Genomic DNA, 14,573 nt, shown 5'->3' with positions numbered 1-14,573 from the left:
TCCGCAGGAGCGGATTTGCCCGTAATCACGGTGCCGATGGCGGCAAAATCGCGAGCAAGCTCGCTCCTACAACGGGATGCGGCGTTTGGGTGACGAGCGGGCTTGTTCAGCTCGGCCACCCGCTGCATGGCCGTCCCTGCAACGGAATGTGGCGTTTGGGTGTAGGAGCGGGCTTGCCCGCGATCACGGTGGCCTCAGCACTGCGTTGCCCACCCCGGCACCGAGAAAGCGGCCTCACAGGCGGGCGACGGCCTGCCGGAGCAGCCCCCCGTAGCGCCGCGCCAACGCCGCCATGCGCGCTCCATCCGGCGTCCCGCCCAGCGCCCCGGCCGCCATCTGCGCATAGCCCAGGCGAAAGGCCAGGTAGGCCACCCGGTAGAACGGCAGGCGCGCCGCCAGGGCGCCATCCCCGGCCCGCGCCGCGAGCTGCTGCACGAAATCCCGCAGCACGGGCTCGCCGAGCCCGAACTCCACGGCGAAGCCCGCCACATCCCAGGCGATGTCCTGGGCGCCCGGCAGGAAGTGGTCGTCGTGGTGGTCCACGCCATCGGTCTTGAGATAGCCGCGCGCCGTGCGCAGCCACTCGTGCGGCAGCATGCGCCCGTCCACGGCCACCGGCGCCGCCGCTTCCACCTGCCTGCGATAGCGCGCCAGGGGCGCCAGCCGCGCCCGCCAGTCCGCCCCCAGCCCTTCGGCCGCGTTCACCGAGATCATCTCGCAAAGTGCCTCGAAGTCCACCGTGCGCGCGGCGGGCAGCGCGCGCCGGCGAAAGTCCAGGTAGCGCAGCGCCGCATTGAGCAGCTCGCTGTCCAGATCCGCGGCCGCCAGCGGCCGGCCGGGCACGAAGTCCGACACCAGAAAGCCGTCGCGCAGATCCTGCACGGGCGGCGCGAAGCCGGCCGCCGCCAGCCGCTCCGCCAGCTCGCGCTTCGCCGCCCCGTAGCGGCCCAGGCCGGCGAACTTGAGCAGCACACCGCCCTCCGCTCCCAGATACTTGCGCCGCTCGTGCTGCGGCTGCACCGCCGGCTGCGCCGCCTCGTTTTCGTACAACACGGCGCGCCAGCCGCCGCCGCCGAGATCGCGCAGCGCCGTCCCCAGACGCCCGCTGCGCAGCCACAGGTCCTCGAAAGACCCCAGCCACTTCCGGTGCCGCGGCCAGCGCGCCCGGGTGTCCGCCGAAGCAAAGGGCAGGCTTTCGGGCGCCCAGCTCGGCAGGAAAGCGATGCGCGCCTCCGGCACCCCGAGTGCCGTCAGCGCCGCCGCCGTGCCGCACAGGGACGAGCCGCTCAGCCCCGGCCCCTCGTCCACCACCAGGAAATAGGCATCCGCCCAGTCGCGCAGCGCCGCCGCCAGCTTCGGCCCCGGCACGGGCCGGCGCTCGAAGGGCGGCCCGTGCGGCCGCAGGGTGTGGCGCCGCACCGGGCAGCCGTGCATGGCCAGCGTGCCCGCCACCACCGCCGACAGGCTGCTGCCGATGCTGCGCAGGCCCAGGCACACCACCCGCTGCGGGCGCAGCTCGGCGAGAAGCTGCTCCGCCGCCTCCAGGTAGGTCTCCGGATAGAGCGCATAGTAGGCGTAGCCCTCAGGCACGCGCAGCCTCACCGCCTCCGGCAGCGCCGCCGCGCCCAGCCGCTCCAGCGCCGGTGCCAGCGGCGCGAGCGCGGCGCCGTCCAGCCCCTGCCGCCACGATTGCCAGAACAGCCGCCCCAGCATCACGCTGAGCTGCCCGAAGCCATCCAGCAGCGGCAGCAGCTCGTCCTCGGCCGGACACGCGGCATCGGCCACCGCCGACTCCAGCTCGCCGAAGTCGATAAGCAGTTCCACCAGCGCGGCATGCGGACACGCCCCGCCCCCGGCCAACCGTTGCAGCCGGTCGGCCAGTTGCGCCAGCAAGAGGGCGGGCCGCCCCGGGCGATCCGCTTCGCGGTAGATGAGCATCAAGCACCTGTTGGGCAAGCGGCAGAGGCTTTCCCCGGCTCCCGCCGGGCGCGGGCCGGGTGAGGGCCAATACTTCATCTACTTACCAGAAGCCGGCAAGCGCCGAAAGCGCCCAAAAGACCCGTCCCGAGAAATCCAGCGCCCAAGGTCCCATGCTACGACCATCGGCGCATAGCCAAGCCCCTGCCGGCGTCTACACTCCATAGTATGCTGCCCAACAAAACACAGCCAAAACAGCAGCTTGCGAGTGCACGGTCCTGTTCACTACAACACCCGTGGAGGAAGCCCCATGAACACCCGAGCCCCAACCCGCGCCGCATTCTGTGCCGTCACCCTGCTGGCCGCCAGCACGGCCCTGGCCGCCGACCCGAGCTACGGCAACCGCTACGGCCTGGAGCGCTACTATCACTCCGAAATCAGCGCCGCCAAGGCTTTCCTGCTCACGCACTACGACCGCGGCAACGTCAGCCGCGACGCGTTCCGCAACGCCGTGCTCATCGACGTGCGCACCATTCCCGAGTACGTGGCCGGCCACCCCGACATGGCCCTCAACATCCCCTACCCGCACATCAACACCACCAACACCAAGGACCCGCAATACATCGCCCAGAACCCCAAGACCTTCTTCGACACCGTGGCCTCGCGCATCCCGGACCGCGACACTCCCATCCTCACCCTCTGCCGCACCGGCCACCGCAGCGTGCTCGCCGCCAACATCCTCGCCGACCCCGGCCGCTACATTCCCGAATACCAGGGCAAGGTGCCGGGCTACAAAAAGGTGCGCAACATCTGGGAAGGCTTCGAAGGCAACTACAAGGTGGATACCGCCAACCACCTGCTCGACGTCAACCACGACGGCCAGCTCACCGACGCGGACAAGGACGGCTGGAAAAACTACCAGGAACTCCCCTACTCCACCCGCCTCATCCCGCAACTGCTCTACCAGCCCTACATCCACCTCTACTACCAGCGTTAGCCTGCCAGGGGCCCGCGGGCCCCTTTTCCTGAAAGGCCATGCCCGGCCAGCCTGCATTCCGGCCATCCTGTGCTATTATTCCCCACAGGTTGCGGATGCTGGATAATGTCAAAAGAACAGGAAGCCAGGGAGCTTATCGACCGGCTGCTTGCCCAGGCAGGCTGGGCCGTGCAGGACGCCAATGCGGCCAACATCTTCGCCGGCCGCGGCGTTGCCATCCGCGAATTCCCCCTGCCGGGCCACGGCTTCGCCGACTATCTGCTCTACGTGGACGGCAAGGCCGCCGGGGTCATCGAGGCCAAGAAAAAGGGCGTCACCCTCACCGGCGTGGAAACCCAGGCCGCCAAGTACACCCTGGGCCTGCCCGCCGGGCTGCCGCGCTGGGCCGCTCCCCTGCCCTTTTCTTACCAGTCCACCGGCGTCGAAACCCGCTTCACCAATGGCCTCGACCCCGAGCCGCGCTCGCGCCCGGTCTTCGCCTTTCACCGGCCCGACACCCTGGCGGCGTGGCTGGAATCCGGCGCTTGCGGGCGCGGGCCGGCTTCCGATGCCGCGCTGCCCCAGGCCGCGGAAGCGCCTCCGCCGGCCTATGCCGAGCAGGGCAGCTTCCTTGCCCGCCTCAACCGCATGCCGCCGCTCAAGGCAGAAGGCCTCTGGCCCGCCCAGATCCAGGCCATCCAGAATCTGGAACGGTCGCTCAGGGAAAACCGCCCCCGCGCCCTCATCCAGATGGCCACCGGCTCGGGCAAGACCTTCACCGCCATCTCATTCATCTACCGGCTCATCAAGTTCGCCGGTGCCCGGCGCGTGCTGTTTCTCGTGGACCGCGGCAACCTCGGCGACCAGACGCTCAAGGAATTCCAGCAATACGCCTCGCCCTACAACAACTTCAAATTCACCGAGGAGTACATCGTCCAGCGCCTGAGCAGCAACACGCTCGACACCACCGCCCGTGTCTGCATCTGCACCATCCAGCGCATGTACTCCATGCTCAAGGGCCGTGACCTGCCCGAAGAGCTGGAAGAAGAATCGGTGGACCAGCTCGGCGGCCTGTTCAAGCAGCCCGAACCCATCGAATACAACCCGGCGATACCGATCGAAACCTTCGACATCATCGTCACCGACGAATGCCACCGCTCCATCTACAATCTCTGGGCCCAAGTGCTGGAGTACTTCGACGCCTACCTCATCGGCCTCACCGCCACGCCCAGCAAGCAGACCTTCGGCTTCTTCAACCAGAACCTGGTGATGGAATACAATCACGAGATGGCCGTGGCCGACGGCGTCAACGTCAACTACGACGTCTACCGCATCCGCACCGCCATCACCGAACAGGGCTCCAAGGTGGAGTCCGGCTACGCCGTGCAGGTCATGGAGCGCGACACCCGCAAGAAGCGCTGGGAACAGCTCGACGACGATTTCAGCTACGACCCCAACCAGCTCGACCGCGACGTGGTCGCCCCGGACCAGATCCGCAAAATCATCCAGACCTACCGCGACAAGCTCTTCACCGAAATCTTCCCCGGCCGCGAGTGGGTGCCCAAGACCCTCATCTTCGCCAAGGACGACGCCCACGCCGAGAACATCGTCGAGATCGTGCGCGAGGAGTTCGGCAAGGGCAACGACTTCGCCCAGAAGATCACCTACCGCACCACCGGCGCCAAGCCCAAGGACCTCATCAACGAATTCCGCACCAGCCCCATGCCCAGGGTCGCCGTCACCGTGGACATGATCGCCACCGGCACCGACATCAAGGCGGTGGAAGTCGTCATGTTCATGCGCGCCGTCAAATCCCGCGCCTTCTTCGAGCAGATGAAAGGCCGCGGCGTGCGCGTCATCAAGCCCGACGACCTGCAAAGCGTCACCCCCGACGCCCGCGCCAAGGACCACTTCGTCATCGTCGATGCCGTCGGCGTCTGCGGGCAGGACAAGACCGACTCCCGCCCCATGGAGCAGAAGCCCACCGTCAGCTTCGAAAAACTCATGCAGGCCGTGGCCTTCGGCAACACTGAAGACGACGTGCTCTCGTCCCTGGCCGGGCGGCTGGCGCGCATGGAACACCGCATGAGCGCCGAGGACGACCAGAAGATCCGCGAGATTACCGGCGGGTTCGGCGTCCGAGAGCTCGGCCACCGCATCATCGCCGCCCTCGACCCCGATGCCCCCAACCGGGACGAGCGGGTGCGGGAGGCCGTCAAGCCCTTTCACGACCCCAAGCTGCGCGAAACCATCGACACCATCAAGAAGAAAAACGAAGTCGTCATCGACATCATCAGCGCAGATGAACTCCTCGAAGCCGGCTTCTCCCAAGATGCCCTCGACCGCGCCAAGGGCATGGTCCAATCCTTCGAGCAGTTCATCGCCGAGCACAAAGACGAAATCACCGCCCTGCAGGTGCTCTACAGCCGCCCCTACAAGCAGCGCCTCAGCTTCGCGGCAGTGCAGGAGCTCGCCAGCGCCATCGAAAAGCCACCCTATCTCTGGAACGAATCTCAGCTCTGGCAGGCCTACGCCGCGCTGGAGAAGTCCAGGGTCAAGGGCGCCGCTGGCCGCCGCATCCTGACCGACCTCGTCTCGCTGGTGCGCTTCGCCATGCACCAGGACAATGAACTCATCCCTTTCCCCGAGCGCGTCGCGGCCAATTTCCAGGTGTGGCTGGCGAGCCAGGAAAGCGCGGGCAAACAGTTCACCAGAGAACAAATCCGCTGGCTGGAAATGATCCGCGACCACATCGCCGCCAATTTGGGTATCGAGTCGGACGACTTCGAGTACGCGCCGTTCTCACAACACGGCGGCCTCGGCAAAGTACATCAACTGTTCGGCGACAAGCTGAATACAATCATCGAAGAATTGAACGAAACCTTGGCCGCATGAAACAGAGCAACCCATTGCCCGGCGGCGAGATCGCCCTGTTCCAGACACCCGACGGCCAGATTCTCCTGGACGTGCACTTGGAGCGAGAAACCGTCTGGCTGACACAGGCGCAGATGGTCGAGCTTTTTGGACGCGACCAGTCGGTCATTTCCAGGCACGTGCGCAACGTATTCGCTGAAGGCGAGTTGCCGACCGAAGGCAATATGCAAAAAATGCATATTCCTTTTTCCGACAAGCCCGTCATCTATTACAGCCTGGATGTCATCATCTCGGTTGGCTACCGCGTCAAATCTCTTCGCGGCACCCAATTCCGCATCTGGGCCACCCGCACATTGCGAGACCATCTGGTCCAGGGCTACACCCTCAACGAACGCCGCCTGCGGGAGAAAGGTCTCACCGAAATGGAGGAGGCCGTGCGCCTGCTGGCGCGAACGCTGTCCGCCCACGAGCTGGTCAACTACCAGGGCCGGGCCGTGCTGGACGTGGTCACGCGCTACGCCCGTTCCTGGCGCTTGCTGTTGCAGTACGACGAGAACCGCCTGCCCGAGTCGCCGGTGCATCCGACCCGCCCCGTCGCCGGCCTGTCATCGGATGAGAGTCGCCGGGCGATTTCGGCGCTCAAGCAAGCCTTGATGGCGAAAGGCGAGGCCACGGCGCTCTTCGGTCAGGAGCGGGGTAGCGCACTGGATGGCATCCTGGGTTCCATCGAGCAAACATTCGGCGGCGAAGCGCTCTACCCAAGCGTGGAGACACGCGCCGCGCATCTGCTGTATTTCATTATCAAGGATCACCCGTTTTCCGACGGCAACAAGCGCATCGGCAGCTTCCTGTTTCTGCTCTACCTCGATCGCAACGGCCTGTCGATCAAGCCCGACGGCACACCGCGCTTCGCCAACAATGCCTTGGTCGCCGTCGCGCTGCTGGTCGCCGAGAGCGACCCAGCGCACAAAGAATTGCTGATCCGGTTGATCCTGAACCTGCTCCAGGATGGCGGCGAATGACCATGTATCAGGATTTCGGCGACAAACTGAATACGATCATTGAAGAACTGAACGAGGCGTTGGCGGCATGAGTGCAGTTATGGAAAGTCATAGCATCCCGGATACCTGGCAACTCGTGCCACTGAAAGAACTCGGCGAATGGTCGGGAGGCGGTACCCCGTCGAAAGCAAAGCCAGAGTTCTGGACGAATGGCACGATTCCTTGGGTTTCCCCCAAGGATGTGAAGACAGAACGCATCACGGACAGTGAGGACCACATCACCAAAGCCGCTGTTGACGAATCAACTGCAAAGCTAATACCAGCGGGTTCCGTGCTAGTCGTTACACGAAGCGGGATTTTGAGCCACACGCTTCCTGTGGCGATCACCACTGTGCCGGTAACGGTCAATCAAGATTTGAAGGCCATAACGCCGAATGACGGCGTATTGCCCGAGTATGTGGCTTGGGCCCTTCGCTGTTTTGCACGCGAGATACTGAATACGTGCTCAAAGCAGGGGACCACGGTCGCCAGTATCGAGACTGCCGCTCTGCACCGTTTTGAGATTCCCGTCGCACCCCTCGACCAACAACAATGAATCGCCCCGGGAATCGTAGAGGCAGATTGGTTTAAGTTCAGGCAGCAACCTTGTCCTTTTGGGCGAGTTGCTGGTAGTCGTTTGCCTCTGCTTCGGCTGGCGGGATATAGCCGATTGACTCCAGCAGCCGATGATTGTTGAACCAATGCACCCAGTGCAGTGTGGCCAGTTCCACGGCCTGCCGAGACTTCCAGGGACCTTGCCGATGGATCAGCTCGGTCTTGTACAGGCCATTGATGGTTTCAGCCAGGGCGTTGTCATAGGAATCGCCCTTACTGCCCACCGAGGGCTCGATACCGGCCTCGGCCAGCCGTTCGGTGTAGCGGATGCTGACGTATTGCGATCCCCTGTCCGAGTGATGAATCAGCGTATCTGCCCGCCCGGGCTGACGGGCATACAAGGCCTGCTCCAGCGCATCGAGCACAAAGTCTGTTTGCATGGAACGGCTGACCTGCCAGCCCACGATGCGCCGGGCAAACACGTCAATGACAAAGGCCACATACAACCAACCCTGCCAGGTCGAGACATAGGTGAAGTCAGACACCCAGAGCTGGTTGGGCCTGTCCGCCTGGAACTGGCGGTTCACGCGATCCAGCGGACAGGGTGCCTTGGCATGGCTGATCGTGGTGCGCACGACCTTGCCCCGTCTGGCGCCCTGCAGCCCCAGGTGTTTCATCAGGCGCTCGACGGTGCAACGGGCCACGGCAATGCCTTCCCGGTTCAGCTGGCGCCAGACCTTGTCGGCGCCATACACCTGCAGATTGGCCTGCCAGACGCGCTCGATCTCTGACATCAGCACGGCATCGCGCAGGACACGTGCACTGCGCAATGCCGGATGACGCTGCCTTGCCGCATGGCGCCAGTATGCCGATGGGGCAATCTGCAGGACTTGGCAGATCGGCTCGACCCCATAGGTAACGCGATGTGCATCCACAAAGGCGTACATCACTTGAGCCGGCGGTCGAGCTCCGCCTGAGCGAAAAACGCGCAGGCGAGCTTCAGGATCTCGTTGGCACGGCGTAGCTCCTTGACCTCGCGCTCCAGCTCCCTGATGCGCTGGGCTTCAGCCGTCGTCATGCCCGGACGGGTACCGGAATCCACCTCCACCCGCTTGACCCACTCCAGCAGCGTCTGGGGCACACAGCCAATCTTGGGGGCAATGGATTCAACGGCGGCCCATAGCGAGGGATACTCGTCCCGATGCTCCTGCACCAGCCGCACCGCACGCTCACGTACTTCAGGGGAAAACTTGTTGGTCTTGGTCATGGCTCCATTCTCTCAGATGTCAGAGCCTCCTCAAAACCCGGGGCGATTCAGTTCACTCTTGACCGGCGGCAGTGCGTGATGCTCTGTCACGATGCAAGGAACAGTTCGCCAAACTGGGTGGCAAGTGGTTTCGCCTGCTGTACATGGCTACGCTGGCCACGGCCGGCTGCCCGGCCACACAGATCAAAAAGGCAGAGCTGGCGCTGGGGCCGGTGCGCTTCGACACGGCGTGTGGACCGCTCGGTACAGGGTTAGCTGTGGGTGGCGAAGCAGGATTTGGAGACCTGGGTGTGTCAGGCAAGCAATATGATGGAGTTGAACCCGCTCAAGGTTTCCTGCTGGCTGAACGAGCGGCCGACGACGATTCACGGAAAGGTACTGTGGCCGGAGCAGGCGACCCGGGAGGCGGTGGCGGGGCTATAATAGCCAGGCTTGGGATGCAGGGCAACTGTTCTTTATTCTTGAAATAAGAACATTGACTTTCAATGTATGATCGGCATAGCATATTGATCACACTGTTCTTATTTCTTGAAAAGAGAATATGCCAAAAATAAGTAATCGTCAGACAGCACTGAAGCCACAGGATCTGTATGTGCTGTTGGCTTTGCTCAGCCGCGGCGACAGCAGTGCCGGCTACGCGGAGCTTGCAGAGCAGACCGGCTTGGCGGTCTCCGCCGTGCATGGCGCGCTCAGGCGCGCGGCTGCGGCACGGCTGGCAATGTTTGAAGACCGCCGGCCGGTGGTGCTCAAGCCGCAGTTGCGGGAATTCGTGTTGCATGGCGCGAAGTATGCGTTTGCACCGGTGTGGGGGTCCCTTACCCGCGGCGTGCCCACGGCTTATGGCGCGGCGCCGCTGAATAGCGTGATCGCGCCGTCGGGCGATCCGGTGCCGGTGTGGCCGCATGCCAAGGGGTCGGTGCGGGGCTTGAGTCTGGCGCCGCTTTACCCTTCGGTGCCGGAAGCCGCGCTGAAGGACGCCCGGTTACACGCCGTGCTGGCGCTGTTCGATGCGATCCGCAGCGGCCAGGTCCGCGAACGCGACGCCGCGCAAAAGTTGCTGGAGCCTTATTTCCAATGAGGCGAGAGCATCCGAACCTGGCGAAGATTGAACTGATTGCGGATGTATTGGGGGAGCTGCGGGATCAGTTGGTGTTCGTTGGCGGCTGCGCGGTGGATTTGCTGCTCACCGACCCGGCGGCCGCACCGGCGCGGGTGACTTACGATGTCGACTTGGTGGCGCGGGTGGAGGCGCTGGTCGGGTATCACGCACTGGAAAAAGAGTTCTCCCGGCTCGGCTTCAAGCGTGACATGGCGCGGGATGCGCCGATCTGCCGCTGGCGCTTCAACAATCTGGAAGTGGACCTGATGCCGATGGACTCCAGTGTTCTCGGTTTTGCCAATCGCTGGTATCCGCTGGCGGTGAAAACGGCACAGACGTTAAGGCTTTCGACAGGCGTGACGATTCGCCTGGTCAGCGCGCCTGCCTTCATAGCCACAAAATTCGAGGCGTTCTTCGATCGCGGCCATGGTGATGTTTTAGGTAGCCACGATCTGGAAGACATCGTTAACGTGCTGGATGGGCGGCTAGAGCTTGTCAAAGAAATCGCCTCGACCGAACCCGAGCTGCGGCAGTATCTCGCCGCGCAATGCCGGGCGCTGCTGGCGATGCCCGACTTTATCAACGCCTTGCCCGGCATAATGTTCCCGGACGAGTCGCTTGCCGGCCGCGTGAGGCTGTTGGTAGAGCGGCTCGACCAGATTGCGCAATTGGATCAAGCATGAATACGTCCACCATCGTCCAGAAACTCTGGAACTACTGCAACGTCCTGCGCGACGACGGCATGTCGTACGGCGACTACGTCGAGCAGCTCACCTATCTGCTGTTTCTCAAGATGGCCGACGAGCGCACGAAGCCGCCCTACCACCAGCCAAGCCCGGTGCCGGAGCAGTACGGTTGGCCGAGCCTCATCAAGCAGGACGGCGACGAGCTGTTCGATCACTACCGCCACACCCTGGAGGCGCTGGGCAACCAGCAGGGCCTGCTCGGGCTGATCTTCAACAAGTCGCAGAACAAGTTTCAGGACCCGGCCAAGCTGCGGCGGCTGGTGGTCGATCTCATCGACAAGGAACAATGGGTGTCGATGAGCGCCGACGTGAAGGGCGATGCCTACGAAGGCCTGCTGGAGAAGAACGCCCAGGACACCAAGTCCGGTGCCGGCCAGTACTTCACCCCGCGCCCGCTGATCCAGGCCATCGTGGATGTCATGGCGCCGAAGCCCGGCGAGACCGTGTCAGATCCGGCCTGCGGCACCGGCGGCTTTCTGCTGGCGGCGCACGACTATGTGGTGAAGCACAACCCGCACCTCACCAAGGATCAGCGCAAGAAGCTCAAGGAGGAAACCTTCAAGGGTTGGGAGCTGGTGCAGGCCACGGCGCGGCTGTGCGCCATGAACATGCTGCTGCACGGCATCGGCAGCCAGGACTTCGAGCCTGTCGAGGTGAAGGATTCGCTGGCCGCCGACCGCTTCGACCTGGTGCTCACCAACCCGCCTTCGGCAAGAAGAGCAGCACGACGATTGTGGGCGGAGAGGGAAAAGTCAGCAAGGAGCGCGACATCGTCGAGCGCGGCGACTTCTGGACCACCACCTCGAACAAGCAGCTCAACTTCGTCCAGCACGTGAAGACCCTGCTCAAGCAGAACGGCCGCGCCGCCGTGGTCGTGCCCGACAACGTGCTCTTCGAAGGCGGCGCCGGCGAAACCATCCGCCGCAAGCTGCTGCACGAGTGCGACGTCCACACCCTGCTGCGCCTGCCCACCGGCCTCTTCTACGCCCAGGGCGTGAAGGCGAACGTGCTGTTCTTCGACAAGAAGCCCGCCTCCGAGACCCCGTGGACCAGGAAGCTCTGGATCTACGACCTGCGCACCAACATGCACTTCACGCTCAAGACCAACCCCTTGAAGCGCGAAGACCTGGATGAGTTCGTGAAGTGCTACAACCCGGAAAACCGATTCCAACGCCAAGCCACATGGTCGGAAACAAGCCAGGACGGTCGTTGGCGCGCCTATGACTATGAAGAACTGATCAACCGCGACAAGGCCAGCCTGGACATCTTCTGGCTCAAGGACGACTCGCTATCGGACTCCGACAATCTGTCGGCGCCCGAGGTGATTGCGGCGGAGATCGTGGAGGATCTGGAGGCGGCGCTGGCGCAGTTCCGGGAGATTCTGGCGGATCTGGGGCCGGCGGCTGAAGAGGCCTGAAAGTCTCTCGCCAAATTAAAACAACAATGAGGAGGAAAGATGGCATGCCGGAAAAAGAGTGGTTTTAATGATTTGATCGAGATAGCCGCCACTCTGCCCTGGTGGATGGGGGTGGCGCTGGCGGGGGCCGCTTATCTGCTCCTGCATCCCATGGCGACCCGCGAGCTAGCCACGGCCGCCAATATAGAATAGCTCGGCAGCATGGCCGGCGCGCAACTCATCAGGGCCCTGGCCCAGTTCGGCCAGTACCTGCTCCCCGCCGCCTTTCTGATCGGCGCGGTCTTGTCGGCGCTCAAACAGCGCCAACGTGGCCAACTGGTCGAGCAAACCCGGGCCCGCGGCCAGCAGAGCGCTCTGCTGGACATGAACTGGCGGGAGTTTGAAATGCTGGTCGGCGAGGCCTGCCGGCGCAAGGGTTACGGTGTGGTCGAGACCGGCGGCCATGGCCCGGATGGCGGCGTGGACCTAGTCTTGCGCAAGGGCGGCGAGCTTTACCTGGTGAAGTGCAAGCAATGGAAGGCGCTCAAGGTTGGAGTGGATGTCGTGCGCGCGCTGTATGGCGTCATGGCGGCCCGGGGCGCGACTGGCGGCTTTGTGGTGACGGCCGGGCGCTTCACGGCGGATGCGCGAGCCTTCGCCCAAGGGCGGAACATCGAGCTGATCGAAGGCGAGCAGTTGCTGGCCATGATCCAGGGCGCGAAAAGCGCCGGCATGACCCAGGCCTCCACCCCCGCCGCGTCTCAAGCACCTGCGGCCCCCGCCTGTCCCCGCTGCGGCGCTGCCATGGTCCGGCGCACGGCTAGGCAGGGCGGCAATGCGGGCCGGGCGTTCTGGGGCTGCTCGGCATTTCCCGCTTGCCGGGGCACCACGGCAATCGAATAAAGCACCCGGATCGACCCATCGGCCAAAGTGCCGAAGGTCGGATTGCACAAGCCGCGCGGGCTCCTACAGTCGAATGAGGCTCCTAAAACGGCAGGAGGCGCGCATGAACGGCTCTGCGAAGCTGGGCACCATTCTATTTTTATGTCTCGGCGCCGGCGGCGCGTGGGCGGCGCCAACGGATGTCGTCAAACGCGGGGAGTACCTGGTCCAGTCCATTGGCTGCGCCGATTGCCATGCGCCGAAGCTCAGCGGCATGCAGCCCAATCCCGCGCTGTCTTTGTCCGGCCACCCGGAAAAGGCCAAGCTGCCACCCAAGCCCGGCAACAGCGGCCCATGGATCCTGGGCACGGGCGACCTGACCGCTTGGGTGGGGCCGTGGGGCACCAGCTTTGCCTCCAACCTCACGCCCGACAAGGACACCGGCTTGGGCCAGTGGACGGCAGAGGAGTTCATCAAGACCATGCGCAACGGCAAGCGCCGCGGGACGGGACGCCCCCTGCTTCCGCCGATGCCCTGGTTCAACTACGCCAAGCTGACGGACGACGATCTGAAGGCGATCTTCGCGTATCTGCAGACGCTCAAACCCATCCGCAACCGGGTGCCCGCCCCGCTCCCTCCCGCTCAGCAGCGGTAGCTAGGCGGCGGAGCCCGGCAGATACCCGCACGGGCAACGGACATCTGCGCTGCCGGCCCACTGTGAATCGCGGTGGCGGAAACGCCCGGGCAAGGGCCACGAGCGTCGCCAAGCTTCGCGCGGCGCGGTTGCCTGCCTAATCCGGACCGCTTAGGGCCGCTGAGTGAGACAGACTGGATCGAGTGATGCAAATGAAAAAGCCGATCTCGTTGAGATCGGCTTTGTGTATGGCGCGCTCGGAGAGATTCGAACTCCCGACCTACTGATTCGTAGTCAGTTGCTCTATCCGGCTGAGCTACGAGCGCGTGAGACGGTGTATTTTAGTGAATCTGGGCGAACTGTCAAGATGAATGGCGGAGAGAGAGGGATTCGAACCCTCGATGGAGCTTTTGACCCCATACTCCCTTAGCAGGGGAGCGCCTTCAGCCACTCGGCCATCTCTCCGGGTACCAACGGGCCGCTGATCACGGCGACCGCCAGCATTCTAGCACCGCCGGCCGGCAAATGCTACCGCTTAGGGCTTGGGCTTGCTCACCCGCACGCTCTCGGCGCGCCCGCCGGGCCAGCGCAGCAGCTCGGCGTCCAGGCCGGCCGCCGTGAAGGGCGCCAGCGGCTCGGTGCCGTAGCTGCGGGCGACCAGGTGGCCGCCGGGGCGCAGGCGCTTGTAGAGGTCGGCCAGCAGCTCGGGCTGCCAGAGCTCGGGCTGGACGGCGGGGCTCCAGGGGTCGAAGAAGATGGCGTGGTAGCCGGCGGAGATGGCGCTGCCGGCGTCCTGCAGCGTTTCCTTCAGCAGGCGCATTTCCAGGTTCTTGACCGGCTGGCCGCGCATGGCCTTGGCCATGTCCTCGCGCGGCTCGCGCAGGGTGAAGGGCGCGGGCCAGTCGCCGAAGCAGTCCAGGATCTCCGGATCGGGCTCGATGGCGGTGAGCACCAGCTGGGCGCCGATGTCGCGCAGGGTGGCCCAGGCGGCCGCGGCGTTCACGCCGAGCCCGAAGCCGATGTCGAGCACGCTGACCCGCTCGCCGGCCATCAGCAGCGAGGCGCCGTAGGCAAAGGCCGAGAAGGCGGTGTGCACGCCGCCTTCCAGGTCGTTGTAGGTCTCGCCGTTGGCGGCGCGCAGGGTGACGGTGCCGTCGGCGGTAGGAACCCAATCGCGCTGAGGCATC

Annotated in this window: 13 protein-coding genes, 2 tRNA genes and 1 other annotated feature; of the genes, 10 read left to right on the top strand and 5 right to left on the bottom strand. The window is 64.3% G+C overall.

The genetic code is table 11. The features are described from left to right. Positions 1 to 234: 234 nt before the first annotated feature. Positions 235 to 1,938, bottom strand: a complete 1,704-nt coding sequence (locus G579_RS17710; RefSeq protein WP_051181670.1) for a hypothetical protein — start codon at positions 1,936 to 1,938, stop codon at positions 235 to 237. A 289-nt stretch (positions 1,939 to 2,227) separates the two neighbouring features. Here G579_RS17710 and G579_RS18395 point away from each other — a divergent pair, with 289 nt between their 5' ends. The 4 genes from G579_RS18395 to G579_RS18765 all read left to right on the top strand — a co-directional run bounded on the left by G579_RS18395 (position 2,228) and on the right by G579_RS18765 (position 7,363). Continuing rightward, on the top strand, positions 2,228 to 2,914 hold the full coding sequence (locus G579_RS18395) for a rhodanese-like domain-containing protein (protein WP_051181667.1): 687 nt from the start codon (positions 2,228 to 2,230) through the stop codon (positions 2,912 to 2,914). A gap of 105 nt (positions 2,915 to 3,019) precedes the next feature. Beyond that, the gene (locus tag G579_RS0113380; RefSeq protein WP_028990569.1) at positions 3,020 to 5,788 is read left to right on the top strand and encodes a type I restriction endonuclease subunit R; all 2,769 of its coding nucleotides are present in this window, start codon (positions 3,020 to 3,022) and stop codon (positions 5,786 to 5,788) included. Further along, positions 5,785 to 6,789: a RhuM family protein gene (rhuM, locus tag G579_RS0113375; RefSeq protein ID WP_028990568.1), complete on the top strand. Its 1,005-nt coding sequence runs from the start codon at positions 5,785 to 5,787 to the stop codon at positions 6,787 to 6,789. Before G579_RS0113380 ends, rhuM begins: the two co-directional genes overlap by 4 nt. A gap of 67 nt (positions 6,790 to 6,856) precedes the next feature. Then, positions 6,857 to 7,363 carry a restriction endonuclease subunit S gene (locus G579_RS18765; protein ID WP_081662806.1) on the top strand — a complete coding sequence of 169 codons (507 nt, stop codon included), beginning with the start codon at positions 6,857 to 6,859 and terminating at the stop codon, positions 7,361 to 7,363. Between the two features lie 37 nt (positions 7,364 to 7,400). Here the strand turns inward: G579_RS18765 and G579_RS0113370 are convergent. Then, positions 7,401 to 8,629 (bottom strand): IS3 family transposase gene (locus G579_RS0113370; RefSeq protein ID WP_155989881.1). Its coding sequence is split into 2 segments (ribosomal slippage): positions 7,401 to 8,341 and positions 8,341 to 8,629, totalling 1,230 coding nucleotides; the frame shifts between segments, so codons are not numbered across the junction. Continuing rightward, positions 8,235 to 8,351 (bottom strand) — a sequence feature (AL1L pseudoknot). It overlaps the preceding gene by 117 nt. A gap of 541 nt (positions 8,630 to 9,170) precedes the next feature. Here G579_RS0113370 and G579_RS0113355 point away from each other — a divergent pair. From G579_RS0113355 to G579_RS17690, 6 genes are all read left to right on the top strand, one after another. Then, positions 9,171 to 9,707: a hypothetical protein gene (locus G579_RS0113355; RefSeq protein ID WP_028990565.1), complete on the top strand. Its 537-nt coding sequence runs from the start codon at positions 9,171 to 9,173 to the stop codon at positions 9,705 to 9,707. Further along, positions 9,704 to 10,411, top strand: a complete 708-nt coding sequence (locus G579_RS0113350) for a nucleotidyl transferase AbiEii/AbiGii toxin family protein (protein WP_028990564.1) — start codon at positions 9,704 to 9,706, stop codon at positions 10,409 to 10,411. The genes G579_RS0113355 and G579_RS0113350 overlap by 4 nt, the downstream gene beginning before the upstream one ends. Further along, on the top strand, positions 10,408 to 11,310 hold the full coding sequence (locus G579_RS19625) for a type I restriction-modification system subunit M (protein WP_269137070.1): 903 nt from the start codon (positions 10,408 to 10,410) through the stop codon (positions 11,308 to 11,310). The genes G579_RS0113350 and G579_RS19625 overlap by 4 nt, the downstream gene beginning before the upstream one ends. Continuing rightward, positions 11,208 to 11,891, top strand: coding sequence for an HsdM family class I SAM-dependent methyltransferase (locus G579_RS19620; RefSeq protein ID WP_269137069.1), 684 nt, complete (start codon positions 11,208 to 11,210; stop codon positions 11,889 to 11,891). The genes G579_RS19625 and G579_RS19620 overlap by 103 nt, the downstream gene beginning before the upstream one ends. Positions 11,892 to 12,092: 201 nt before the next feature. Next, positions 12,093 to 12,773 carry a restriction endonuclease gene (locus G579_RS17695; protein ID WP_211218751.1) on the top strand — a complete coding sequence of 227 codons (681 nt, stop codon included), beginning with the start codon at positions 12,093 to 12,095 and terminating at the stop codon, positions 12,771 to 12,773. A 103-nt stretch (positions 12,774 to 12,876) separates the two neighbouring features. Next, entirely contained in the window at positions 12,877 to 13,407 is a 531-nt protein-coding gene (locus tag G579_RS17690; RefSeq protein WP_051181665.1) for a c-type cytochrome, read from the top strand. Positions 13,408 to 13,635: 228 nt separating this feature from the next. On the opposite strand, the gene G579_RS0113330 is transcribed toward G579_RS17690, so the two are convergent. From G579_RS0113330 to G579_RS0113320, 3 genes are all read right to left on the bottom strand, one after another. Further along, positions 13,636 to 13,712, bottom strand: a tRNA-Arg gene (locus G579_RS0113330). A gap of 46 nt (positions 13,713 to 13,758) precedes the next feature. Then, positions 13,759 to 13,851 (bottom strand) — tRNA-Ser (locus G579_RS0113325). 70 nt (positions 13,852 to 13,921) lie between these two features. Next, the gene (locus G579_RS0113320) at positions 13,922 to 14,572 is read right to left on the bottom strand and encodes an MnmC family methyltransferase (RefSeq protein WP_028990563.1); all 651 of its coding nucleotides are present in this window, start codon (positions 14,570 to 14,572) and stop codon (positions 13,922 to 13,924) included. Position 14,573: the final 1 nt, after the last annotated feature.

Source organism: Thermithiobacillus tepidarius DSM 3134 (assembly GCF_000423825.1).
Taxonomy (GTDB): domain Bacteria; phylum Pseudomonadota; class Gammaproteobacteria; order Acidithiobacillales; family Thermithiobacillaceae; genus Thermithiobacillus; species Thermithiobacillus tepidarius.
The sequence above is the reverse complement of the archived record's forward strand: the minus strand, read 5'-3'. Positions and strand labels throughout refer to the sequence as shown.